At 70.6% G+C, this 22734-nt stretch carries 25 protein-coding genes and 1 pseudogene; 17 read left to right on the top strand and 9 right to left on the bottom strand.

The window, feature by feature from the left end:
- Positions 1 to 40: 40 nt before the first annotated feature.
- Complete coding sequence (locus F6Q13_RS20295) at positions 41 to 301, bottom strand: 2-dehydropantoate 2-reductase N-terminal domain-containing protein (protein ID WP_367141277.1); 261 nt, start codon at positions 299 to 301, stop codon at positions 41 to 43.
- On the opposite strand from F6Q13_RS20295, the gene aspS reads away from it, so the two are divergent.
- Positions 287 to 2062, top strand: a complete 1776-nt coding sequence (aspS, locus tag F6Q13_RS11035; protein WP_293056247.1) for an aspartate--tRNA ligase — start codon at positions 287 to 289, stop codon at positions 2060 to 2062. The two genes, F6Q13_RS20295 and aspS, sit on opposite strands and share 15 nt — an antisense overlap.
- Positions 2063 to 2068: 6 nt before the next feature.
- Here the strand turns inward: aspS and F6Q13_RS11030 are convergent, their stop codons facing one another.
- Entirely contained in the window at positions 2069 to 2476 is a 408-nt protein-coding gene (locus F6Q13_RS11030) for a transglycosylase family protein (protein WP_293056245.1), read from the bottom strand.
- 315 nt (positions 2477 to 2791) lie between these two features.
- Positions 2792 to 3181 carry an MmcQ/YjbR family DNA-binding protein gene (locus tag F6Q13_RS11025; protein WP_293056243.1) on the bottom strand — a complete coding sequence of 130 codons (390 nt, stop codon included), beginning with the start codon at positions 3179 to 3181 and terminating at the stop codon, positions 2792 to 2794.
- Between the two features lie 58 nt (positions 3182 to 3239).
- On the opposite strand from F6Q13_RS11025, the gene F6Q13_RS11020 reads away from it, so the two are divergent.
- On the top strand, positions 3240 to 4583 hold the full coding sequence (locus tag F6Q13_RS11020) for a replication-associated recombination protein A (protein ID WP_293056241.1): 1344 nt from the start codon (positions 3240 to 3242) through the stop codon (positions 4581 to 4583).
- Between the two features lie 8 nt (positions 4584 to 4591).
- On the opposite strand, the gene F6Q13_RS11015 is transcribed toward F6Q13_RS11020, so the two are convergent.
- Positions 4592 to 4786, bottom strand: a complete 195-nt coding sequence (locus F6Q13_RS11015; RefSeq protein ID WP_293056239.1) for a hypothetical protein — start codon at positions 4784 to 4786, stop codon at positions 4592 to 4594.
- The gene (locus F6Q13_RS11010; protein WP_293056237.1) at positions 4783 to 5046 is read right to left on the bottom strand and encodes an antitoxin; all 264 of its coding nucleotides are present in this window, start codon (positions 5044 to 5046) and stop codon (positions 4783 to 4785) included. Before F6Q13_RS11010 ends, F6Q13_RS11015 begins: the two co-directional genes overlap by 4 nt.
- Before the next feature lie 134 nt (positions 5047 to 5180).
- Between F6Q13_RS11010 and F6Q13_RS11005 the strand changes: the two genes are divergently transcribed.
- Genes F6Q13_RS11005 through F6Q13_RS10980 form a run of 6 tightly spaced genes read left to right on the top strand, consistent with a single transcriptional unit; the run spans position 5181 to position 11317 of the window.
- A complete protein-coding gene (locus F6Q13_RS11005) occupies positions 5181 to 5579 on the top strand; it encodes a secondary thiamine-phosphate synthase enzyme YjbQ (protein WP_293056282.1) in 399 nt (132 codons plus the stop codon).
- A 59-nt stretch (positions 5580 to 5638) separates the two neighbouring features.
- Positions 5639 to 8332, top strand: coding sequence for an alanine--tRNA ligase (gene alaS / locus F6Q13_RS11000; protein ID WP_293056235.1), 2694 nt, complete (start codon positions 5639 to 5641; stop codon positions 8330 to 8332).
- 15 nt (positions 8333 to 8347) lie between these two features.
- Positions 8348 to 8848 (top strand): Holliday junction resolvase RuvX, encoded by a 501-nt coding sequence (ruvX, locus tag F6Q13_RS10995; protein ID WP_293056279.1) that lies wholly within the window; start codon positions 8348 to 8350, stop codon positions 8846 to 8848.
- Positions 8841 to 10085, top strand: a complete 1245-nt coding sequence (mltG, locus tag F6Q13_RS10990) for an endolytic transglycosylase MltG (protein WP_293056233.1) — start codon at positions 8841 to 8843, stop codon at positions 10083 to 10085. Before ruvX ends, mltG begins: the two co-directional genes overlap by 8 nt.
- Positions 10063 to 10890 (top strand): shikimate dehydrogenase, encoded by an 828-nt coding sequence (locus F6Q13_RS10985; protein WP_293056231.1) that lies wholly within the window; start codon positions 10063 to 10065, stop codon positions 10888 to 10890. The genes mltG and F6Q13_RS10985 overlap by 23 nt, the downstream gene beginning before the upstream one ends.
- A gap of 10 nt (positions 10891 to 10900) precedes the next feature.
- Entirely contained in the window at positions 10901 to 11317 is a 417-nt protein-coding gene (locus F6Q13_RS10980; protein ID WP_293056229.1) for an A24 family peptidase, read from the top strand.
- 27 nt (positions 11318 to 11344) lie between these two features.
- Here the strand turns inward: F6Q13_RS10980 and F6Q13_RS10975 are convergent, their stop codons facing one another.
- A complete protein-coding gene (locus F6Q13_RS10975) occupies positions 11345 to 11761 on the bottom strand; it encodes a PIN domain nuclease (protein WP_293056227.1) in 417 nt (138 codons plus the stop codon).
- Positions 11758 to 12000 (bottom strand): annotated as a pseudogene (locus F6Q13_RS10970) (type II toxin-antitoxin system VapB family antitoxin); the annotation flags it as partial. The gene F6Q13_RS10975 and the pseudogene F6Q13_RS10970, both read right to left, overlap by 4 nt.
- Before the next feature lie 126 nt (positions 12001 to 12126).
- On the opposite strand from F6Q13_RS10970, the gene aroC reads away from it, so the two are divergent.
- From aroC to aroQ, 4 genes are read left to right on the top strand one after another with little or no spacing between them, the layout of a single operon-like run.
- Positions 12127 to 13332 carry a chorismate synthase gene (aroC, locus tag F6Q13_RS10965; RefSeq protein ID WP_293056225.1) on the top strand — a complete coding sequence of 402 codons (1206 nt, stop codon included), beginning with the start codon at positions 12127 to 12129 and terminating at the stop codon, positions 13330 to 13332.
- 5 nt (positions 13333 to 13337) lie between these two features.
- A complete protein-coding gene (locus tag F6Q13_RS10960) occupies positions 13338 to 13898 on the top strand; it encodes a shikimate kinase (protein WP_293056223.1) in 561 nt (186 codons plus the stop codon).
- Positions 13895 to 14983, top strand: coding sequence for a 3-dehydroquinate synthase (gene aroB, locus F6Q13_RS10955; protein ID WP_293056221.1), 1089 nt, complete (start codon positions 13895 to 13897; stop codon positions 14981 to 14983). The genes F6Q13_RS10960 and aroB overlap by 4 nt, the downstream gene beginning before the upstream one ends.
- Positions 14980 to 15414: a type II 3-dehydroquinate dehydratase gene (aroQ, locus tag F6Q13_RS10950; RefSeq protein WP_293056219.1), complete on the top strand. Its 435-nt coding sequence runs from the start codon at positions 14980 to 14982 to the stop codon at positions 15412 to 15414. The genes aroB and aroQ overlap by 4 nt, the downstream gene beginning before the upstream one ends.
- On the opposite strand, the gene F6Q13_RS10945 is transcribed toward aroQ, so the two are convergent.
- Entirely contained in the window at positions 15411 to 16046 is a 636-nt protein-coding gene (locus F6Q13_RS10945) for a B-4DMT family transporter (RefSeq protein ID WP_293056216.1), read from the bottom strand. The two genes, aroQ and F6Q13_RS10945, sit on opposite strands and share 4 nt — an antisense overlap.
- A 33-nt stretch (positions 16047 to 16079) precedes the next feature.
- Between F6Q13_RS10945 and F6Q13_RS10940 the strand changes: the two genes are divergently transcribed.
- The 5 genes from F6Q13_RS10940 to F6Q13_RS10920 all read left to right on the top strand — a co-directional run bounded on the left by F6Q13_RS10940 (position 16080) and on the right by F6Q13_RS10920 (position 21528).
- The gene (locus F6Q13_RS10940) at positions 16080 to 17174 is read left to right on the top strand and encodes a Xaa-Pro peptidase family protein (RefSeq protein ID WP_293056214.1); all 1095 of its coding nucleotides are present in this window, start codon (positions 16080 to 16082) and stop codon (positions 17172 to 17174) included.
- Positions 17175 to 17187: 13 nt separating this feature from the next.
- Positions 17188 to 17745: an elongation factor P gene (gene efp / locus F6Q13_RS10935; protein WP_293056212.1), complete on the top strand. Its 558-nt coding sequence runs from the start codon at positions 17188 to 17190 to the stop codon at positions 17743 to 17745.
- Positions 17746 to 17747: 2 nt separating this feature from the next.
- A complete protein-coding gene (gene nusB, locus F6Q13_RS10930; protein ID WP_293056210.1) occupies positions 17748 to 18227 on the top strand; it encodes a transcription antitermination factor NusB in 480 nt (159 codons plus the stop codon).
- A 4-nt stretch (positions 18228 to 18231) separates the two neighbouring features.
- On the top strand, positions 18232 to 21072 hold the full coding sequence (locus F6Q13_RS10925; protein ID WP_367141276.1) for an aminotransferase class I/II-fold pyridoxal phosphate-dependent enzyme: 2841 nt from the start codon (positions 18232 to 18234) through the stop codon (positions 21070 to 21072).
- A gap of 111 nt (positions 21073 to 21183) precedes the next feature.
- Complete coding sequence (locus tag F6Q13_RS10920) at positions 21184 to 21528, top strand: hypothetical protein (RefSeq protein ID WP_293056208.1); 345 nt, start codon at positions 21184 to 21186, stop codon at positions 21526 to 21528.
- 6 nt (positions 21529 to 21534) lie between these two features.
- On the opposite strand, the gene F6Q13_RS10915 is transcribed toward F6Q13_RS10920, so the two are convergent.
- The coding region (locus F6Q13_RS10915; protein WP_293056206.1) for a serine hydrolase at positions 21535 to 22734 on the bottom strand (1200 nt) is incomplete at its 5' end.

Below are 22734 nucleotides of genomic sequence, written 5' to 3'. Positions count from 1 at the left end.
ACATCGCCGACGCCGAGCCGCGCAATCGGCCCGCATCGGCTCAGCCCGGCCCGTCGCTGGCAGCGGCCAGCAGGGGCACCACGATGGGCTCGGCGCCGTCGGGCCGCAGTTCGATCCGGTCGCGCGGCGTGCGTCCGCACACCAGCACCGGGTTGCCGGCGGCGTGCAGCAGCGCCGCGACTGTCGTGCCGACAGCGCCGGGGCCGACAACGGCGATGCGTGTGCTGATGGGTGCGAAATTACCCCCTCTAGACTGGGCGGTCGTATCCCAGTCGAAGGAGTAGCTGTGCTGCGCAGCCACGCCGCCGGGTCCTTGCGCGCCACCGACGCCGGCCAGAAGGTGATGCTGGCCGGGTGGGTGGCGCATCGCCGCGACCACGGCGGGGTGATCTTCGTCGACCTGCGCGACGCGTCGGGGGTGTCCCAGGTGGTGTTTCGCGCCGCCGACGTGCTGGCCCAGGCACACCGGCTGCGCACCGAGTTCTGCATCGCCGTCGAGGGAGTCGTCGAGGTCCGCCCGCCGGGCAACGCCAACCCGGAGATCGCCACCGGCGAGGTCGAGGTCAACGTGACGTCGCTGAGCGTGCTCGGCGAGTGCGCACCGCTGCCGTTCCAGCTCGACGAGCCCGCCGGGGAGGAGATCCGGCTCAAATACCGCTACCTCGACCTGCGGCGCGACGGCCCGGGCGGGGCTCTTCGGTTGCGCTCCAGGGTCAATGCCGCCGCCCGCGCGGTGCTGGCCGAGCACGGCTTCGTCGAGATTGAGACCCCGACGCTGACCCGCTCCACCCCGGAGGGGGCCCGGGATTTCCTGGTGCCGGCGCGGCTGCGACCCGGCTCGTTCTACGCGTTGCCGCAAAGCCCCCAGTTGTTCAAGCAGTTGCTCATGGTGGCCGGCATGGACCGCTACTACCAGATCGCGCGCTGCTACCGCGACGAGGATTTCCGCGCCGACCGCCAGCCCGAATTCACCCAGCTCGACATCGAGATGAGCTTCGTCGACGCCGACGACGTCATCGCGATCTCCGAGCAGGTGCTCAAGGCGGTGTGGTCGCTGATCGGTCACGATCTCGCGTTGCCGCTGCCGCGCATCAGCTACGAGGAGGCGATGCGCCGCTTCGGCTCCGACAAGCCCGACCTGCGCTTCGGCCTGGAACTCGTCGACTGCACAGAGTTTTTCGCCGACACCGCCTTTCGGGTTTTCCAGGCGCCGTACGTGGGCGCGGTGGTGATGCCCGGCGGAGCAGCGCAGCCGCGTCGCACGCTCGACGGGTGGCAGGACTGGGCCCGGCAGCGCGGACACAAGGGACTGGCCTATGTGCTGGTGGGCGAGGACGGCACGCTGGGCGGGCCCGTCGCCAAAAACCTCTCCGATGCCGAACGCTCCGACCTGGCCGCGCAGGTGGGCGCCGGGCCCGGCGACTGCGTCTTCTTCTCCGCCGGCCCGGCGAAGGCGTCTCGCGCCCTGCTGGGCGCGGTTCGCGTCGAGATCGCCAAGCGGCTGGACCTGATCGACCCGGCCGCCTGGGCGTTTACCTGGGTGGTGGACTTCCCGCTGTTCGAAGCCGCCGACGAGGCCGCCGACGCCGGGGACGTCGCCGTCGGCGCCGGCGCGTGGACCGCGATGCACCACGCCTTCACCGCCCCCAAACCCGGATCGGAGGCCACCTTCGACATCGACCCGGGCGCTGCCCTGGCCGACGGGTACGACATCGTCTGCAACGGCCACGAGATCGGCGGCGGGTCGATCCGCATCCACCGCCGCGACATCCAGGAGCGGGTGTTCGCGGTCATGGGCATCGATGCGGCCGAGGCCCGCGACAAGTTCGGGTTCCTGTTGGAGGCGTTCACCTTCGGTGCACCGCCGCACGGCGGCATCGCGTTCGGATGGGACCGCATCGTCGCGTTGCTGGCGGGCATGGACTCCATCCGCGAGGTCATCGCCTTTCCGAAGTCCGGCGGCGGCGTGGACCCGCTGACCGACGCCCCCGCGCCGATCACCGCCCAGCAGCGTAAGGAATCCGGCATCGACGTCGTGCCCGAGCCGCGACCCGCCGGGTAGTCCCCCCTAGTGGTGGACCGCCTTGGACCACAACGTGTGCAGCGTGCTGCGCACCGGATGTCCGGACCGCAGGATATTGATCACCTCGACCGGGAACAGCGCCTGGTTGGGGCCGCATTTGGGCCAGGCTTCCGGCCCCTGGGTGGCCAGCACCCGCTCGGCCACCGCGATCTGTTCGTCTCGCGAGGCAGCTGCCGGCGAGCCGAGACCGCCGTTTTCGTCCCAGGTCGACTGTTTGAATTGCAGGCCACCGTAGAAACCGTTGCCGGTGTCGGCCGACCAGTCACCGTTCGATTCGCATTGCGCGACCGCGTCCCAGTTGACGGTGTCCGCGCGGGCCGTCCCCGCCGCTGGGGGGGCGATGACAAAAGCCCAGCTCAGAAGGGCTAAGACCGCCGCTTTCGGTACTGACATGCATGCGGTCCGCTGAAGTGCTGTACCACAATGCCTCATTTAACGTGTCTAACAAACCGACGGGAATATTGTCAACAGTTGGGACCTGTTTAATGTCGCGAGCATGGTGTGCTGCGGGGGTTTTTAGTAACAACAGTAGATTAAAGTGTTATTTGGGACATTTGTTACTGATTTAATCGATTGTTATTTAGAGTGATTGAAGTGACAGAAGTTACTAACTGGCCGGCGGGGCGTGTCCGCTTGGCCGCACCGACGGTGAAACTGTTGCGACGATCGGCCGGAATGTCCGCAACGGTTTCACTTTCGGTGACCCGATCAGGAAGACTTGCCGAGGAACTCCTCGACCAGACGCTTAGGGGCCTGCGTCAGCCAGGCCTCGGTGAGCACCTCCCGCAACCCCAGTTCGTCGATCTCGGCCAGGTTGACCAGCACGGCCGGGTAGCCGTCGAAATGCGGCGTGGTGAAATACAGCCCCGGCTCGTCGGCGATCAGCGCGAACTTCACCCCCTCGTCGGCGACCCGGACGGCGAGAACGCCACCGTCGGGTGGTTCGAACCCCGACGCCGCCAACGCTTCCCGGTCGGACGTGCGCAGCGGCCGTTCCCAGGCCACCAACTTCTTGCCGATCCGCCAGTCGTGGGGTGCCCGCTCCTCGGTGAGCGGCAGTTCGGCGACGATCGCGGCGACGTCCTCCCAGGTGGCCACGATGTCATTGTGCTCCCGTGTCCTGCCGGCGCCGAAGGGCGGCTTACCTGCCTCTGGTATGCCTGAGATCGTGTCCGACGGTCTGTTCGACGTCCCCGACGCGGCCGGTTTCACCCGGAGCGCCGCCGGCGAATCGACCGCCGCGCCGTTGGCGGTGCGGATGCGACCGTCGAGCCTCGGCGAGGTGGTCGGACAGGACCATTTGCTGCAACCCGGCTCGCCGCTGCGCCGCCTGGTCGAGGGTTCGGGGGTGGCCTCGGTCATCCTCTACGGCCCGCCGGGAACCGGGAAAACCACGCTGGCGGCGCTGATCTCGCAGGCGACCGGGCGGCGGTTCGAGGCGCTGTCGGCGTTGTCGGCCGGAGTCAGGGAAGTCCGCGCGGTGATCGATTCGGCCCGCCGGGCCGCCGCCCACGGCGAACAGACCGTGTTGTTCATCGACGAGGTACACCGGTTCTCCAAGACCCAGCAGGACGCGCTGCTCTCGGCGGTGGAGAACCGGGTGGTGGTGCTGGTGGCGGCGACGACGGAAAACCCGTCGTTCTCGGTGGTGGCTCCGCTGCTGTCGCGGTCGCTGATCCTGGCGCTACGACCGCTGAGCGCCGACGACATTCGCACGGTCGTGCAGCGCGCGATCGAGGATCCCCGCGGGCTGGGCGGGAGGGTGGCGGTGACGCCTGACGCCGTCGACCTGCTGGTGCGGCTGGCCGCCGGCGATGCCCGCCGGGCGCTGACCGCGCTGGAGGTGGCCAGCGAGGCGGGGGAGCGGGTCACCGCGGAGACGATCGAGCAGTCGCTGGACGAGGCCGCGGTGCGCTACGACCGCGACGGCGATCAGCACTACGACGTCATCAGCGCGTTCATCAAATCGGTGCGGGGTTCCGACGTCGACGCCGCGCTGCATTACCTGGCCCGGATGCTGGTCGCCGGGGAAGATCCCCGGTTCATCGCCCGCCGGCTGATGATCCTGGCCAGCGAGGACATCGGCATGGCCGACCCGACCGCGCTGGTGACCGCGGTCGCCGCCGCGCAGACCGTGGCGCTGATCGGCATGCCCGAAGCTCAGCTGACGTTGGCGCAGGCCACCGTCCACCTGGCGACCGCGCCCAAGTCCAACGCGGTGACCACCGCGCTGACTGCGGCGACGGCCGATGTCAGGGCCGGCAAGGCCGGGCCCGTGCCGGCGCATCTGCGCGACGGCCACTACGCCGGCGCCGCCGCGCTGGGCCACGCGCAGGGCTACCGGTATTCCCACAACCACCCCGACGGTGTTGTGCCGCAGCAGTATCCACCCGACGAGCTGGTGGGCGTGGATTACTACCACCCGACCGACCGCGGCGGCGAACGCGAGATCGCCCGGCGCGTGCAGCGGCTGCGGGCGATCATCCGAAAGGACTCTTAAAAGACCTCTTACAGAGTCGCCACGAGTTCAGCAACGTCGCTGTGCAGCTCCGCGAGCCCCTGGTCCAAGGTGGCCAGTCGACCGTGGTGTCTGCGGGCGAGCTGCGCCAGATACGCATGACGTCGGCGAACGAGAGGTTCATGATGGACGTGATCGGCTATTGCCAGCGCGACCAGAACATTGGCGTCGAGCAGCGTCGTCATTCCTCGTCCGCTAAGGAGTCCGCTGAGGAGTCCGCTGAGGAGTCTGCTAAGGAGCGGACATCTTCTGATGTCACCACGGTGCCGATGCGTACCACGGGCAACCCCGTCTTGGCGCTCCGGGAAACCTCGCCGGCCCGGCCCTGATCCAATCCGCGCCGGAGCAGGTCGGCGACCGTCTCGCTCAGCGTGCGATGCGTATCGTGCGCGATTGCCCGTAGCTGCTGATGCAGATCGCCGGGAAGATCCACGGTCGTGCGCACGCACACATGATAACTTCGACGCATCGTGATGCGCTGCGGCGTCGACGGCGCCGCGGTGCCACCCCGGTAGGTCCATCCTCTCCCCACGGGCCCGCGCGGCAATGCCACGTAGGCTAGATACCGTGCAGACCGATGTGCTCAAGGTGGACACCGCACGTCGTCGCATCGTCGATCTGACCGGCGCGGTGCGGGCGTTTTGCGCCTCCCACGGCTCGGGCAGAGATGGCCTGTGCAACGTGTTCGTCCCGCACGCCACCGCGGCGGTCGCGATCATCGAAACCGGCTCCGGTTCCGAAGAGGACCTCATCGACGCGCTGGAACGGCTGTTGCCCCGCGACGGCCGCTACCGGCACGCGCACGGATCGCCCGGCCACGGCGCCGACCATCTGTTGCCGGCGTTGGTGGCGCCGTCGGTGACGGTGCCGGTGGTGGCCGGTGAACCGTTGCTGGGGACCTGGCAGAGCGTGGTGCTCGTCGACCTCAACCGGGACAACCCGCGGCGGTCGGTCCGGCTCAGCTTCGTCGACGGTTGACGGGGGTTGACGGCACCGCCCCGGTACTGTGGTGCGGTCGGCAATAAGGAAGCGAAAAGGTGCAAACACACGAGATCAGGAAGCGATTCCTGGATCATTTCGTGAAGGCGGGTCACACCGAGGTGCCGAGTGCCTCGGTGATCCTCGACGACCCCAACCTGTTGTTCGTCAACGCCGGCATGGTGCAGTTCGTGCCGTACTTCCTCGGGCAGCGCACCCCGCCATACCCGAGGGCCACCAGCATCCAGAAATGTATCCGCACCCCCGACATCGAGGAAGTCGGGATCACCACCCGCCACAACACTTTTTTTCAGATGGCCGGCAATTTCTCGTTCGGCGACTATTTCAAACAGGGCGCCATCGAGCTGGCCTGGAGCCTGCTGACCACCGACGTCGCCGCCGGCGGGTACGGACTTGATCCGGAAAGAATATGGGCCACAGTCTATTTCGAGGACGACGAAGCCTTGCGGCTGTGGCAGGAGATCGCCGGGCTGCCGGCCGAACGCATCCAGCGCCGCGGCATGGAAGACAACTACTGGTCGATGGGCATTCCCGGGCCGTGCGGGCCGTCCTCGGAGATCTACTACGACCGCGGACCCGAATTCGGCGTCGGCGGCGGCCCGATCGCCAACGAAGACCGCTACGTCGAGCTGTGGAACCTGGTGTTCATGCAAAGCGAACGCGGCGAAGGCGCCACCAAGACCGACTTCGAGATCCTGGGGCCGCTGCCGCGCAAGAACATCGACACCGGCATGGGTGTCGAACGGGTCGCGTTCGTGCTGCAGGGTGTGCACAACGTCTACGAGACCGATCTTTTGCGGCCGGTCATCGACACGGTCGCCGCCCGGGCGCCGCGCCCGTACGACGCCGGCAACCACGACGACGACGTGCGCTACCGGATCATCGCCGACCACAGCCGCACCGCGGCGATCCTGATCGGCGACGGGGTCAGCCCCGGCAACGACGGGCGCGGCTATGTGCTGCGCCGGCTGCTGCGGCGGGTGATCCGCTCGGCCAAACTGCTCGACATCGACGGCCCCGTCGTCGGCGAGCTCATGGCATGCGTGCGCGACGCGATGGGGCCGTCGTACCCCGAACTGGTCGCCGACTTCGATCGGATCCAGCGCATCGCGGTCGCCGAGGAGACCGCGTTCAACCGCACGCTCGCGTCGGGCTCGAAGCTGTTCGTCGACATCGCCAGGTCCGCCAAGGCCTCCGGCGCCTCCGTCGTGCCCGGATCGGACGCGTTCACACTGCACGACACCTACGGCTTCCCGATCGAGCTCACCCTGGAGATGGCGTCCGAAGCCGGCCTGCAGGTCGACGAAATCGGGTTCCGCGAACTGATGGCGCAGCAGCGCCGCCGCGCCAAGGCCGACGCCGCCGCGCGCAAACACGCCCACGCCGACCTCTCGGCCTACCGCGAGCTGGTCGACGCGGGACCCACCGAGTTCACCGGTTTCGACGAATTGACTTCGCAGGCAAAGCTTTTGGGAATCTTCGTGGATGGCAAGCGGGTTCCGGTGGTCTCGCACGGCAGCGACGGTGCGCATCGGATCGAACTCGTCCTGGACCGCACCCCGCTCTACGCCGAATCGGGCGGGCAGGTGGCCGACGTCGGGACGATCAGCGGCACCGGCGCCGGCGAGGTTGCCCGGGCGGCGGTCACCGACGTGCAGAAGATCGCCCACACCCTGTGGGTACACCGGGTCACCGTGGAGTCCGGCGAATTCGTCGAGGGCGACACGGTGGTCGCCGCGGTCGATCCGGGCTGGCGCAAAGGCGCCACCCAAGGGCATTCGGGCACCCACCTGGTGCACGCGGCGCTGCGCCAAGTGCTGGGCCCGGGCGCGGTTCAGGCCGGCTCCCTGAACCGGCCGGGGTACCTGCGTTTCGACTTCAACTGGCAGGGACCGTTGACCGAGCAGCAGCGCACCCAGATCGAAGAGGTGACCAACGAAGCCGTGCAGGCCGACTTCGAGGTGCACACCTTCACCGAGCAGCTCGATGCGGCCAAGGCGATGGGCGCGCTGGCGCTGTTCGGGGAGAGCTATCCCGACCAGGTGCGCGTCGTCGAGATCGGCGGGCCGTTCTCGCTGGAGCTGTGCGGCGGCACCCATGTGCACCGCTCGGCGCAGATCGGCCCGGTGACGATCCTGGGGGAGTCGTCGGTGGGTTCGGGGGTGCGCCGGGTGGAGGCCTACGTCGGGCTGGAGTCGTTTCGGCACCTGGCCAAGGAGCGGGCGCTGATGGCCGGGCTGGCGTCGTCGCTGAAGGTGCCGTCTGAGGAAGTGCCCGCCCGGGTGGCCACCCTGGTGGAGCGGCTGCGCGCCGCCGAGAAGGAACTCGAACGCGCCAGGCTGGCCACCGCCCGGGCGGCCGCGGTCAACGCCGCGGCCGGGGCGCAGCGCATCGGCGCTGTGCGCGTGGTGGCTCAGCGGATGGCGGCCGGTATGACGCCGGCCGACCTGCGCTCGCTGGTCGGCGACATTCGCGGCCGGCTCGGGGCCGAGGCGGCCGTCGTCGCGCTGATCGCCGACGGCGAGAACGGCACCGTGCCCTACGTGGTGGCCGTCAACCCGGCGGCCCAGGATCTCGGGCTGCGCGCCAACGATCTGGTCAAGACGCTCGCGGTCGCCGTCGACGGCCGCGGCGGCGGGAAGGCCGACCTGGCGCAGGGCTCCGGCAAGAACCCGTCGGGCATCGACGCCGCGCTCGAGGCGCTCCGCGCGGCGATAGCGCGGGTCGGCTGAGTGGACACCGCGGGGTTGGATCGCTTCGGGCACCGCCGGCCCGACCGTCCCGGCGGGGACGACCCCGGGCGCGGACGCCGCCTCGGCGTCGACGTGGGCAGCGTGCGCATCGGGGTGGCCGCCAGCGATCCCGACGCCATCCTCGCCACCCCGGTGGAAACCGTCCGCCGCGACCGCGGCGGCGCGCATCTGCGCCGGCTGGCCGAGCTGGTGGCCGACCTGGGTGCCGTCGAGGTCGTCGTCGGGCTGCCGCGCACCCTGGCCGATCGCACGGGAGCGTCCGCCCGCGACGCGATCGGGCTGGCCGAGACTCTGGCCCGCCGGATCGCACCGGTTCCGGTGCGGCTGGCCGACGAACGGCTGACCACCGTCGTGGCGCAGCGGTTGCTGCGCGACACCGGGATGCGGTCCAAGGGCCAGCGCCGGGTGATCGACCAGGCGGCGGCGGTGGCGATTCTGCAAGACTGGCTCGATCAACGTCGCGTCACACTGGCCGCGGAGGTCGACGATGGGTGAGGGCACCGGCCGCGAGCGGGCCCTACCCGTGGCGGTCGGGCCGCCCCGCCGCCGCGCGCAGACCCGCGCCGAGCGCAGGCGCGCCCTGCGGCTCCGCCGGCGGCGTCGCCGGCTGATCCGGCTGGTCACGACGGTGTTCGTGGCCGTGGTGGTGGCGGCGGTGTTCGTCGGCGCCAAACTGTGGCACACCCTGAGCGCGCAAAACGACTACCGCGGCAACGGCAAGAGCGACGTCGTGATCCAGATCCGCTCCGGAGACTCCACCACCGCGATCGGAGAGACCCTGCAAGACCACAACGTGGTCCGCACCGTGAAGGCGTTTATCGAAGCGGCTCAAGGCAACGCGAAGATTTCGGCGATCCAGCCCGGCTACTACCAGATGCGCACCGAAAGCTCGGCGGCCGCGGCGGTGCAGCGGCTCGCCGATCCCAACAACCGGGTGGGCCGGCTGGTGATCCCGGAGGGACGCCAGCTCGACGACACCACCGACGTGCAGACCAACACGGTGACGCCGGGGATCTTCAGCCTGATCTCCGCGGCCACCTGCGTCACCCTCAACGGCGACCGGCACTGCGCGTCGGTGCGGGACCTGCGGGCGGCGGCCGGCACCACGCCGCCGACCCTGCTGGAGGTGCCCGGCTGGGCCCTCGAGCCGGTGCTGCGGATGGGCAACGATCACCGCCGGATCGAGGGATTGATCGCGCCGGGAACGTTCAACGTCAACCCGTCGGGCTCACCGCAGAAGATCCTGGCCACGCTGATCAGCACCAGCGCCGCCGAATACGCCAAGTCCGGGCTCATCGACACCGCCCAGGACATGCACATGTCGCCCTACGACGTGTTGGTGGTGGCCTCGCTGGTGCAGGGCGAAGCCAAGCCGCGCGATTTCCCCAAGGTCGCCCGGGTCATCTACAACCGGTTGGCCGCGCATCGCCCGCTGGAGTTGGACTCCACGGTGAACTATCCGCTGGACCGGCGCGAAGTGGCGACCACCGACGCCGACCGCGAGGCGCCGACACCGTGGAACACCTACGTGCGCGCCGGGCTTCCGGCCACGCCGATCTGCTCGCCGGGCACCGAGGCGCTGCTGGCCGCCGAACATCCCGAGCCCGGCGACTGGCTGTACTTCGTCACCATCGACCCGCAGGGCACCACGCTGTTCACCCGGAACTACCAACAGCACCTGGAGAACATCGAGGTGGCCAAGCGCAACGGTGTCCTCGACAGCGCCCGGTAGCGGGCCCGCCCGCAAAGCGGCGGTGCTGGGCCGTCCGATCGCGCATTCCCGCTCCCCGCAATTGCATCTGGCCGCCTACCGCGCGCTGGGCCTGCACGACTGGACCTACGACCGCATCGACTGCGGCGCCGAGGAGCTGCCCGCGGTGGTCGGCGGGTTCGGGCCGGCGTGGGTCGGGGTGTCGGTAACCAAGCCGGGCAAGTTCGCGGCGCTGGCCTTCGCCGACGAGCGCACCGCCCGCGCCGAATTGGTGGGCGCCGCCAACACCCTGGTGCGGACCCCGCGCGGCTGGCGGGCCGACAACACCGACATCGACGGGGTGACCGGCGCGCTGGGCCCGGTCTCGGGTGCGGCGATCGTCACCGGGTCCGGCGGCACCGCCCCGGCGGCCGTGATGGGGCTGGCCGAGCTGGGTGTTCGGGCGATCACGATCGTCGCCCGCAACCCGCACCGGGCCGCGCCGGTGCTGGAGCTGGGCCGTCGGGTCGGGGCGGCGGTCCGGTTCTGCGAGCTGGACGGCGCGGCGCTGGCGGACGCGGTCGCCGGGGCGGCGGTCCTGGTCAACACGTTGCCGGCCGAGGTGGCGGCCCGCTACGCCGCGACCCTGGCACACGTGCCGGTGGTGTTGGACGCGATCTACGACCCCTGGCCGACGCCGCTGGCCGCGGCGGTCACCGCGGCGGGCGGCCGGGTGATCAGCGGGCTGCAGATGCTGCTGCATCAGGCGTTCGCCCAGGTGGAGCTCTTCACCGGGCTGCCGGCGCCGCGAGCGGCGATGACTTGCGCTGTGGCGGCGCCGGGCTAGCCTGCCCGACATGCTGGTGGGGGCTGTGGTGGTGTGGATGGCCGCGCTGAGCGGCTACGACGTCGCGCAGCGGCGGCTGCCCAACTGGCTCACGCTGCCGGGCGCGGTGGCGATGCTGGTGGGCGCGGCGGTGGGCGGGCGCGGGTGGCCGGCGCTGGCCGGCGCCGCGGCGCTGGGCGGGGTGTATCTGCTGGTGCACCTGGGCGCGCCGGCCGCGCTGGGCGCCGGCGACGTCAAGCTGGCGCTGGGCCTGGGCGCGCTGACCGGCGGCGTCGGCGTCGACGTGTGGCTGCTGGCGGCGCTGGGCGCGCCGCTGCTCACCGCGGTGGTCGGCACCGTCGCCCTGGCAGGCGGCGTGCGCCGGGTGCCGCACGGCCCGTCGATGTGCCTGGCCAGCGCGGCGGCGCTCGCGCTGGCGCTGTGGTGACTCATTATCGGCCACGTCGGGACACTGCTACAGGCTTCCGCGGGGCACGATCCACTCCGTGCGCTGACCGGTGACCCCCGCGACCCGGTCGTAGTCCTCGTCGTAGTGCCACAAGACCGTCCCCGAGAGTTCGGCCGCCGCCGCGATGATCAGGTCGGCGATCTTGACGCTGCGGTGATGCAGACCGCCGGCGTGGGCAAGCTCACGCTGGACTTGGTATGCGCGGGCGAAGGTGTCGGTGTCGATCGGGATCCGGGCCAAGCTGTCGAGTTCGTCGGCGAGTGCGTCGTAGTCGGCGGCCGACCTTGCCGAGTAAAGAATTTCCAGCCGCACCTGGTCACAGATACCGACCTGGTTCGCCGACAAGACCGCTAACCATCGCTTCGCGACTTCCGGTCTCCCCGCGTGATGCCACGCGCTCGTATCGACGCAGAACAGTGTCACCGCGCAGGACGGGTCTGCGCCAGTAGCGCCTCGGACCGATCGATACCCGCACCCGAAGCGATTCGCGCGGCGAGCCGAGCACGCCCCGCCTGGCGCACCGCCGCCCGCAAGGCGGCATGAACCGTGTCCTTCAGGCCGGTGGTACCGAGCACGGCCTGCGCATCGGCCAGCAGCGCATCATCGATATCGATAGTTGTACGCCTAGTCACTGATTAATCGTATAGCAATTTTATGTCTAATAAATGCCTCAAGAGCAGTCATATTGATGCGTCAGGCACGGGCGGGAGGACGCAGACCTCCCGTTGGTGCCCGGTCCGCAGCGAAGGGCTGCTGCCAGCCGGGCCCCACGTGGGAAGATAGGACCCGTGTTGCGCTGGACCACTGCCGGGGAATCCCACGGCCGCGCGCTGGTGGCCGTGCTGGAAGGCATGGTCGCCGGGGTGGAGGTCACCTCCGATGACATCGCCGGGCAGTTGGCCCGACGCCGGCTGGGCTACGGCCGCGGCGCCCGGATGAGTTTCGAGCGCGACGAGGTCAGCCTGCTCGCCGGGGTGCGGCACGGCCGCACGCTGGGCGGGCCGATCGCCATCGAGATCGCCAACACCGAATGGCCCAAGTGGGCCGACGTGATGGCCCCCGACCCGGTCGACCCGGCCCGGCTGGAGGTCGCCCGCAACGCGCCGCTGACCCGGCCCCGGCCCGGCCACGCCGACTACGCCGGCATGCTCAAGTACGGCTTCGACGACGCCCGCCCGGTGCTGGAGCGGGCCAGCGCCCGCGAGACCGCCGCCCGGGTCGCCGCCGGGACCGTCGCCCGGCTGTTCCTGCGGCAGGCGCTCGGCGTCGAGGTGCTCTCCCACGTCATCTCGATCGGGGCGTCGGCGCCCTACGACGGGCCGCTCCCGGCGCCCGGGGACCTGCCCGCCATCGACGCCAGCCCGGTGCGCGCCTTCGGCAAGGCGGCGGAAGCCGCGATGATCGCCGAGATCGAAGCCGCCAAGAAAGACGGCGACACCCTCGGCGGGGTGGTCGAAGCCGTCGCGGTGGGCCTGCCGGTCGGGCTGGGGTCGTTCACCAGCGGCGAGAACCGGCTCGACAGCCAGCTCGCCGCGGCGGTGATGGGCATCCCGGCGATCAAGGGCGTGGAGATCGGCGACGGGTTCGACACCGCGCGCCGGCGCGGCAGCCGCGCCCACGACGAGATGTATCCGGGGCCCGACGGGGTCGGGCGCTCGACCAACCGGGCCGGCGGACTGGAAGGCGGCATGACCAACGGCCAGCCGCTGCGGGTGCGGGCCGCGATGAAGCCGATCTCGACCGTGCCGCGGGCGTTGGCCACCGTCGACCTGGCCACCGGCGAGGCCGCCGTCGCCATCAACCAACGCTCCGACGTCTGCGCGGTGCCGGCCGCGGCGGTGGTGGTCGAGACCATGGTGGCGCTGGTGCTGGCCCGCGCGGCGCTGGAGAAGTTCGGCGGCGATTCGCTGGCGGAGACCCGCCGCAACGTCGAGGCCTACCGGTGCGCGATCGCCGAGCAACACCCGGGCACCCAGGCCCGGGCCCGGGGCTGACCGCGATGGCGCCCAGGGCCGTACTGGTGGGACTGCCCGGCTCGGGCAAGTCCACGATCGGGCGACGGCTGGCCCACGCGCTCGGCGTCGGCATGCTCGACACCGACGCGGTCATCGAGGCGCAGACCGGCCGGCGCATCGCCGAGATCTTCGCCACCGACGGGGAGCAGGAGTTCCGCCGCATCGAGGAAGAGGTGGTGCGCCGGGCACTCGACGAGCATGACGGCGTCCTGTCGCTGGGCGGCGGCGCCGTCACCACGCCGGGGGTGCGGGCCGCGCTGGCCGGCCACACCGTCGTCTTCCTGCAGATCAGCGCCGCCGAAGGGGTGCGGCGCACCGGCGGCGGCACAGCCCGGCCGCTGCTGGCCGGCGGCGACCGCGCCGAAAAGTACCGCGCGCTGATGGCGCAGCGGGTTCCGCTGTACCGGCGGGTCGCCACGATCCGGGTGAACGCCAACCGCCGCAATCCCGGCGCCGTCGTCCGCCAGATCCTCTCCCGGCTGGCCGACCCCGGCTCCGGGACGGCCGGGCTGGCCGCCGCCCGCCCCGGCGAGGCGGGCCCATGACCCGTCCACGCCCGCCGCACACCGTGCAGGTGGCCGTCGATCCGCCCTACCCGGTGCGGATCGGCACCGGGCTGCTGGCCGAGCTCGACAAGCTACTCGCCGGCCGGCATCGGGTCGCGATCCTGCACCAGCCGGCGCTGGCCGCGACCGCCGAGGCGATCCGGGACCGGCTGGCGGGCAGACGCATCGACGCGCACCGCATCGAAATCCCCGACGCCGAAGCCGGTAAGACCCTGCCGGTGCTGGGGTACATCTGGGAAGTGTTGGGCCGCATCGGAATCGGTCGCAAAGACGCGCTGGTCAGCCTGGGCGGCGGGGCAGCCACCGACGTCGCGGGATTCGCCGCGGCGACCTGGCTGCGCGGAGTGCCGATCGTGCACGTGCCCACCACGCTGCTGGCGATGGTCGACGCCGCGATCGGCGGCAAAACCGGCATCAACACCGACGCCGGCAAGAACCTGGTCGGGGCGTTCCACCAGCCGTTGGCGGTGCTGGCGGATCTGGCCCTGCTGCAGACGTTGCCGCGCACCGCACTCGTCGACGGGATGGCCGAAGTCGTCAAGGCCGGATTCATCGCCGACCCGGTGATCCTCGAGCGGATCGAAGCCGACCCGGCGGCGGCGCTCGACCCCGGCGGCGACGTGCTGCCCGAGCTGATCCGGCGGGCGGTCACCGTCAAGGCCGAGGTGGTCGCGGCCGACGAGAAGGAGTCGCAGCTGCGCGAGATCCTCAACTACGGGCACACCCTGGGACACGCGATCGAGCGGCGGGAGCACTACCTGTGGCGGCACGGCGCAGCGGTCTCGGTCGGCCTGGTGTTCGCCGCCGAGCTGGGCCGGTTGACCGGGCGCCTGGACGACGCCACCGCCGACCGGCACCGCGCCATCCTGACGTCGCTGGGCCTGCCGGTCGGCTACGACCCGGGCGCGTTCCCCGAACTACTGGAGTCCATGGCCGGTGACAAGAAAACCCGGGCCGGGGTGCTGCGGTTCGTCGTGCTCGACGGGCTGGCCAAGCCGGGCCGGCTGGTCGGACCCGACCCGGCGCTGCTGGCGGCGGCCTACACGCAGGTGGCTGCGCCGTGACCCGGGTGAACGTGGTCAACGGGCCCAATCTGGGCCGGCTGGGCCGACGCGAACCCGACGTCTACGGCCGCGCCACCCATGACGAGCTGCGCGCGATGATCGAACGCGAAGCCGCCGACCTGGGACTCGACGTGCTGGTGCGGCAAAGCGACAGTGAAGCGCAGCTGCTGGAGTGGATTCACGCTGCCGCCGACGCCGGGGAGCCGGTGATCCTCAACGCCGGCGGGCTCACCCACACGTCGGTCCCGCTGCGTGACGCGTGCGCGGAGCTCAGCGCCCCGCTGATCGAGGTGCACCTGTCCAATGTCTATGCGCGCGAGGAGTTTCGGCGCCATTCGTATCTGAGCCCGATCGCCACCGGGGTGATCGTCGGTCTGGGTGTGCAGGGGTATCTGCTCGCGCTGCGCTACCTAGCCGCGCTGGAGCGTTAACCCTCCTCCGACTCGGGGGCCGGCCGGGTCTGCTCGGTGTCCGCCTCGACGGTCGGGATCGCCCCGGTCACTTCCTCGCTGTAGGCGGGAAGCACCGCGGTGGGCTCGTCAGACACGGTCGGCGTGGCCGCCGCGGCCTGCCCGGCCCCGGTGCTCACCGCGGCGAACACGTCGGTGTCGACACGCTCCTCGCCCCCGTGCCGGGCCGCAGCCGGATTGCGGTCGATCCGCCAGCGCCCGATCGCCGCCCCGCCGATGCCGGCCAGAAACACCAACAGCGCGGTGAACGAGGCGAACGTGGTGAGCTCGTTGATCAGCCCACCGACATAGAGCCCTTTGTAGAACAGCGCGATCAGCCAGGTGACCGCGCCGCTGAGTACCCCGGCCACCAGGCCGGCCAGCAACCACGTCATGGCCAGGTCGTTGCGGCGGTCCGGGTCCGGGTTCGCCCTGGCGTCGGCGAGGCCGTCGAGCACGCCCCACACCAGCACGCCGGCGGTGAACATCGCGATCAGCGTCATGCTGATCACGCCGGCCTGCGTCGGAAACGCGTTGATCAGGGCGCCCTGGAACAGGCGGACAACGACCATCGCAGCGGCGAAGACCAGGCCGCGCAGCCTCCAGTTAGTCATGGGGCCACAGCGTAGCGAGTAGCGTGACGGGGTGTGAGGCATTCGGGCCGGCGAGCCGATCTGAGTGCCCGGATCCGCGCCGCCGGGCTGGACGCGATGCTGGTCACCGACCTGCTCAACGTGCGCTATCTGTCCGGGTTCACCGGGTCCAACGCGGCGCTGCTGGTGTTCGCCGACGAGCGGGACGCGGTGCTGGCCACCGACGACCGCTACCGCACCCAGGCTGCCCGGCAGGCGCCCGACCTGCAGCTGGTGATCGAGCGGGCCTGCGGGCGCCGGCTGGCCGGGTGGGCCGCGGGCGCCGGCGTGCACCGGCTGGGATTTGAGAGCCACGTCGTCACCGTGGACGGGTTCGACGCACTGGCCGGCGCCGCGGGCAGCGTCGAGCTGGTCCGCGCCCCGGGCACGGTGGAAGCCCTGCGCGAGGTCAAAGACCCCGAGGAACGGGCGTTGCTGCAGTCGGCGTGCGCGGCGGCCGACGCCGCGCTGACCGACCTGGTAGAGCGCGGCGGGCTGCGACCCGGCCGGACCGAGCGCGAGGTGGGCCGCGACCTCGAGGCGCTGATGCTCGACCACGGCGCCGACGGGGCGTCCTTCGCGACCATCGTGGCCGCCGGGGCCAACTCGGCGGTCCCGCATCACCGGGCGGGCGACGCGGTGCTCGCCGCCGGCGACTTGGTCAAGATCGACTTCGGCGCGCGGGTCGGCGGGTATCACTCCGACATGACCCGCACGTTCGTGCTGGGCCGTCCGTCCGGCTGGCAGCGGGAGATCTACGAGCTGGTCGCCGCCGCGGCGCAAGCCGGGCGGGACGCGCTGCGGCCGGGCACTCCGCTGGCCGAGGTGGACGCCGCCGCGCGCGCCGTGATCGCCGACGCGGGCCACGGCGGGCACTTCGGGCACGGCCTGGGACACGGCGTGGGGCTGGCTGTCCACGAAGCGCCGGGGATCGGGCCGACGGCCGCCGGTACACTACGGGCGGGCTCGGTGGTGACCGTGGAGCCCGGTGTCTACCTGCCCGACCGCGGCGGTGTCCGCATCGAGGACACGCTGGTCGTCCCCGCCGAGTCCGCCGGGCAGGGCCCGGAATCACTGACCCGGTTCCCCAGGGAACTGGCCATCCTTTAGGAGACGCGCGACTGTGGCATCCACTGCCGACTTCAAGAACGGACTGGTGCTGGTGATCGACGGCCAGCTATGGCAGATCGTCGAATTCCAGCATGTCAAACCCGGCAAGGGACCGGCGTTTGTGCGCACCAAGCTGAAGAACGTGGTGTCGGGCAAGGTGGTGGACAAGACCTACAACGCGGGCGTGAAGGTGGAAACCGCCACCGTGGACCGCCGCGACAGCACCTACCTCTACCGCGACGGCTCCGACTTCGTGTTCATGGACAGCGAAGACTACGAACAGCACACCCTGCCGGAGTCGCTGGTCGGGGACGCGGCCCGGTTCCTGCTGGAGGGCATGCCGGTGCAGATCGCGTTTCACGACGGGTCGCCGCTCTACATCGAGCTGCCGGTGACCGTCGAGCTCGAGGTCACCCACACCGAGCCGGGTCTGCAGGGTGACCGCTCCAGCGCCGGGACCAAGCCGGCGACGCTGCAGACCGGTGCCCAGATCAACGTGCCGCTGTTCATCAACACCGGCGACAAGCTCAAGGTCGACTCGCGCGACGGCAGCTACCTGGGGCGGGCCTGACGATGGCCGTCAGGGCCGTTAAGGGGCGCCATCAGGCCCGCAAGCGCGCGGTGGACGTGCTGTTCGAGGCTGAGGCCCGCGGCCTGACCCCGGTCGAGGCGGTCGAGGCGCGAGCCGCGCTGGCCGCCGCGAATTCCCGGGTGGCGCCGCTGCACCCCTACACCGAGACGGTCGCCCGGGGGGTCGGGGCGCACGGCGCTCAGATCGACGACCTGATCGCGGCGCATCTGCAGGGCTGGACACTGCAGCGGCTGCCCGCGGTGGACCGCGCCATCCTGCGGGTCGCGGTGTGGGAGCTGCTCTACGCCGACGACGTGCCCGAGCCGGTCGCCGTCGACGAGGCCGTGCAGCTGGCCAAGGAGCTCTCCACCGACGAGTCACCCGGGTTCGTCAACGGGCTGCTGGGCCAGGTTATGCTCGTTGCGCCGCAGATCCGCGCGGCCGCGCACGCGGTGCGCGCGGCCGGACACGAGACACCCTAGCGACATGCAGCACCACGACGAGCGACCACGACGGCTCCGGGTTTCCGCGCTGGCGGCCGTGGCGAACCCGTCGTACTCGCGCGTCGACACCTGGAACCTGCTCGACGACGCGTGCCAGCAACTCGCCGAAGTCAGCCGCGCCGGGCTGGACACCAGCCATGAGGCGGCCCAGGTGCGGCGCCTGCTCAATCGGCTCAACGCCTACGAACGGTACTGGCTGTACCCCGGCGCGAAGAACCTGGCGCGGTTCCGCAAATATCTCGCCGACGGCGTGGTCCGGCGGCTGGCCGCCGAGGTGACGCTGGCGGTGCGGCTGCTCTGCGAGTACGGCGACCGCACCGCGTTGTTCGACACGTCGGCGCCGCTGGCCGACCAGGAGCTGGTGGCGCGCGCCAAACGGCAACAGTTCTACACCGTCGTGCTCGCCGACGACTTCCCCGAGCACGCGCCGGAGAGCCTGGCCGAAAGCCTGCGGGCGCTTCGGGACCCGGCCGAGGAGGTGCAGTTCGAACTGCTCGTCATGCCCAGCATCGAGGACGCCATCACCGCGGTCGCGTTGAACGGCGAGATCCAGGCGGCGATCATCCGCCACGATGTGCCGCTGCGGTCCCGCGACCGGCCGCCGTTGATGACCGCGCTGCTCGGTGACAGCGACGACACGAGGGCCGGCGACCGCACCGACGCCTGGGTGGAATGCGGTCAGTGGATCCGCGAACTGCGGCCCCACATCGACCTCTACCTGCTCACCGACGAGTCGATCGCCGCCGCGGAGACCGACGACGAGTTCGACGTCTACGATCGCACCTTCTACCGGCTCAACGACGTCACCGACCTGTACAGCACCGTGCTCGCCGGTATCCGCAACCGCTTCGCCACCCCGTTCTTCGACGCGCTGCGGGCCTACGCGGCCGCGCCGGTGGGTCAGTTCCACGCGCTGCCCGTCGCGCGCGGCGCCAGCATCTTCAACTCGAAGTCGTTGCAGGACATGGGTGAGTTCTACGGCCGCAACATCTTCATGGCCGAGACCTCGTCGACGTCGGGCGGGCTGGACTCGCTGCTGGACCCGCACGGCACCATCAAGGCGGCGATGGACAAAGCCGCGGTGACCTGGAACGCCAACCGGAGCTATTTCGTCACCAACGGCACCTCGACGGCCAACAAGATCGTCGTGCAGGCGCTGACCCGGCCGGGCGACATCGTGCTGATCGACCGCAACTGCCACAAGTCGCACCACTACGGCCTGGTGCTGGCCGGGGCCTACCCGCTGTACCTGGACGCCTATCCGCTGCAGCCCTACGCGATCTACGGGGCCGTCCCGCTGCGCACGATCAAGAAGGCGCTGCTCGACCTCAAGGCGGCCGGACAGCTGGACCGGGTGCGCATGCTGCTGCTGACCAACTGCACGTTCGACGGCGTGGTCTACAACCCCCGCCGCGTCATGGAGGAAGTGCTGGCGATCAAGCCGGACATCTGCTTTTTGTGGGACGAAGCCTGGTACGCGTTCGCCACCGCGGTGCCCTGGACCCGGCAACGGACCGCGATGATCGCTGCCGAGCAGCTCGAATCGATGCTGTCGTCGCCGCACTACGCGGCGACCTACCGGCAGTGGCGCGCCGCTTTAGCCGGTTCGGGAGCCGGACCAGGGGCCGGTTCGGGGGACGGGGGCGACCCCGAGCAGTGGCTCGACCAGCGGCTGCTGCCCGACCCGGACCGCGCGCGGGTGCGGGTCTACGTGACCCACTCCACCCACAAGTCGCTGTCGGCGCTTCGGCAGGCCTCGATGATCCACATCCGCGACCAGGATTTCAACGCGCTGGCCCGCGACACGTTCCACGAGGCGTTTTTGACCCACACGTCGACCTCGCCCAACCAGCAACTGCTCGCCTCGCTGGACCTGGCCCGCCGGCAGGTCGACATCGAGGGGTTCGAGATGGTGCGCCACGTCTACAACATGGCGCTGGTCTTTCGCCACCGGGTCCGCAAGGACCGGCTGATCAGCAGATGGTTCCGCATTCTCGACGAGTCCGACCTGGTGCCCGACGCGTACCGGTCCGCAGCGGTCAGCTCCTACCGTCAAGTCCGCCAGGGCGCGCTGGCGGAGTGGAACGAGGCCTGGCGCTGCGACGAGTTCGTGCTCGACCCCACCCGGGTGACCCTGTTCATCGGCAAGACCGGAATGACCGGATACGACTTCCGCGAGAAAGTCCTCATGGAGCGGTTCGGGATCCAGATCAACAAAACCTCCATCAACAGCGTGTTGTTGATCTTCACCATCGGTGTCACCTGGTCGAGCGTGCACTACCTGCTCGACGTGTTGCGCCGGGTGGCCGCCGACCTCGAGCGCAGCCAGCACGGGGCCAGCGCGGAGGATCGCGCCCTGCACCAGCGGCGGGTTGCCGAGATCACCGAGGATCTGCCGGCGCTGCCGGACTTCAGCGAGTTCGACGGCGCGTTCCGGCCCGCGGCCGGCGCCGCCATCGGCGACATGCGGGCGGCCTTCTACGCCGGGTACGAACCAGCCGACCGCGAACACCTGCTGCTGGGTGAGGCGGGCCGGCGTCTCGCCGAGGGCAAAACCCTGGTGTCGACCACGTTCGTGGTGCCCTACCCGCCCGGCTTCCCGGTGCTGGTGCCGGGTCAGGTGATCTCCAAGCAGATCCTGTACTTCCTCGCCGAGGTCGACGTGAAGGAGATCCACGGCTACGACCCCGAACTGGGCCTGTCGGTGTTCACCGAGGCCGCGGTGAAACGGATAGCCGCGAGCCGGCAGGCCGTCGCCGAGGCGCGCGGCGACGGTCGGGTGACGGACTCGGTCGTCGCGGCGATGCCGGCCATCATCCGGTAGGCGCGGGCGACGCCCGCACGCACGCTCATTGTTTCTCAGCGCGTGCTCAGCTATACTCAAGACGCCAGTTTTGAAAGCCGTCAAAGCCGGCGACCAGCAACGGAGACGGCCATGCGGTTCGCTTTGCGCCCATACCTCATCGCTGGTGCCGCGATCGCAGGCGCCAGCGCCATAGTCGCGTTCCCGGCAGCGCCCGAGCTGCCGAGCGTCGAGGTGCCCGCGGTGCGGCCCGCCGGCTCGGAACTGGGCGGATTCAGCCAGCAGGATCTCACCGGGCTTTTGGGCAGTATCGAAGGCATGGCCCCCGACGTGCAGGGATTCACTCCCGCATCACCCGCCCCGAGCGAGCTGCCCAAGCCTGGGCTCGCACCGCCGGACCTCGGCCTGCTGGATCCCGGCAGACTCGACCCGGGTGGCGTGAACCTCGGCACCGGGCCGACTCCGGGCAACCCCTAACCTCGTCTACAGTCCCAGCGCGCGGTAGGTGGCGTGGACGAACGCCGGTTGCACCGCCCGCAGCCTGGCTTGCGACGTGGTGCCGGCGACCGCGGCGGCGGCGTCGGTGGACAGCACCGGATGATTCTGCACCAGGTACAGCAGGATGAGCTCGGCGGCCGGGTCGGCCTGCCACCACGTCCCGTAGGCGCCCGGCCAACCGAACGTGCCAAGGCCGCCGGGCCCGAACAGCGGGGTCGACTGCGCCGGATCGGTCACCACCGACAGGTTCAGCCCGAACCCGCGGCCGACCCAGAACGGCGCGCCCAGGAAGGGCTGCCGCTTCTGCTGCGGCGTGAGACGATCCGTGCGCATCGCCCGCGCGGACTCCGGCGACAGCACCCGCGTCCCGGCGACCGTTCCGTCGCGCAGCAGCATCTCGACGAACCGCAGGTAGTCGTCGGCGGTTGACCACAGCCCGCCCCCGGCGTTGCAGAACCGCGGCGGCGACGAACGGGGCGGGCCCATCACGTCGTTTCTGAGCCGGTCGTCCTCGTCGAGGCGGTACATGGTGGCAGCGCGGTCGCGGGCGGCCGCGGACACGAAGAACCCGGTGTCGCGCATGCCCAGCGGCGCCAGGATGCGCTCGTCGAGCACCCGGTGCAACGGCGCGCCGTCGATCCGCGACAGGATCACCCCCAGCACGTCGATGCCCTGACCGTAGGTGACCCGCGCGCCCGGCTGGTGCACCAGCGGCAACGCGGCGAGTGCGGCCAGCCACGCGTCCGGCCCCTGCCCGTAGGGCAATCGCAGGTAGGCGCGCGCGATCGGGCCCGTCACGGAGAACCCGTAGCCCAGGCCGCTGCGGTGGGTCATCAGGTCCTCGACGGTGATCGCCCGCTGCGCGGGTTCGGTGCGCTCCAGCGGAGCGTGCGGGTCGTCGAGCACCCGCATCGCCGCGAACTCCGGCGCCCAGCGCGTGATCGGGTCGCGCAGCGCCAGCTTGCCCTCGTCGACCAGGCTCATCGCTGCGGCCACGGTGACGGGTTTGGTCATCGAGGCGATGCGAAACAGCGTGTCGCGCCGCATCGGCAGGCCCGCGTCGACGTCGCGGTACCCGATCTCACCCGCCTGCACCACCTCGCCGCGGTGCCACACCAGCGTCACCGCGCCGGCGAGCAGCCCGGCGTCGACGGCGTCACGGATCGCGGCCTGGTTGCCGTCGAG

It is taken from the genome of Mycobacterium sp. (assembly GCF_008709575.1).
GTDB lineage: Bacteria > Actinomycetota > Actinomycetes > Mycobacteriales > Mycobacteriaceae > Mycobacterium.
This window is presented reverse-complemented; position numbering and strand designations above follow the sequence as displayed.

What these genes read in the sequence shown, in the direction of transcription:
- F6Q13_RS11020 (WP_293056241.1), top strand. Translation starts at nt 3,240, where the DNA reads ATGCCTGAGATCGTGTCCGACGGTCTGTTCGACGTCCCCGACGCGGCC.
- F6Q13_RS10920 (WP_293056208.1), top strand. Translation starts at nt 21,184, where the DNA reads ATGCGGTTCGCTTTGCGCCCATACCTCATCGCTGGTGCCGCGATCGCA.
- F6Q13_RS10945 (WP_293056216.1), bottom strand. Translation starts at nt 16,046, where the DNA reads ATGACTAACTGGAGGCTGCGCGGCCTGGTCTTCGCCGCTGCGATGGTC.
- nusB (WP_293056210.1), top strand. Translation starts at nt 17,748, where the DNA reads ATGGCCGTCAGGGCCGTTAAGGGGCGCCATCAGGCCCGCAAGCGCGCG.
- F6Q13_RS10960 (WP_293056223.1), top strand. Translation starts at nt 13,338, where the DNA reads ATGGCGCCCAGGGCCGTACTGGTGGGACTGCCCGGCTCGGGCAAGTCC.
- F6Q13_RS10925 (WP_367141276.1), top strand. Translation starts at nt 18,232, where the DNA reads ATGCAGCACCACGACGAGCGACCACGACGGCTCCGGGTTTCCGCGCTG.
- F6Q13_RS10980 (WP_293056229.1), top strand. Translation starts at nt 10,901, where the DNA reads ATGCTGGTGGGGGCTGTGGTGGTGTGGATGGCCGCGCTGAGCGGCTAC.
- aroB (WP_293056221.1), top strand. Translation starts at nt 13,895, where the DNA reads ATGACCCGTCCACGCCCGCCGCACACCGTGCAGGTGGCCGTCGATCCG.
- F6Q13_RS11015 (WP_293056239.1), bottom strand. Translation starts at nt 4,786, where the DNA reads ATGACGACGCTGCTCGACGCCAATGTTCTGGTCGCGCTGGCAATAGCC.
- mltG (WP_293056233.1), top strand. Translation starts at nt 8,841, where the DNA reads ATGGGTGAGGGCACCGGCCGCGAGCGGGCCCTACCCGTGGCGGTCGGG.
- F6Q13_RS11030 (WP_293056245.1), bottom strand. Translation starts at nt 2,476, where the DNA reads ATGTCAGTACCGAAAGCGGCGGTCTTAGCCCTTCTGAGCTGGGCTTTT.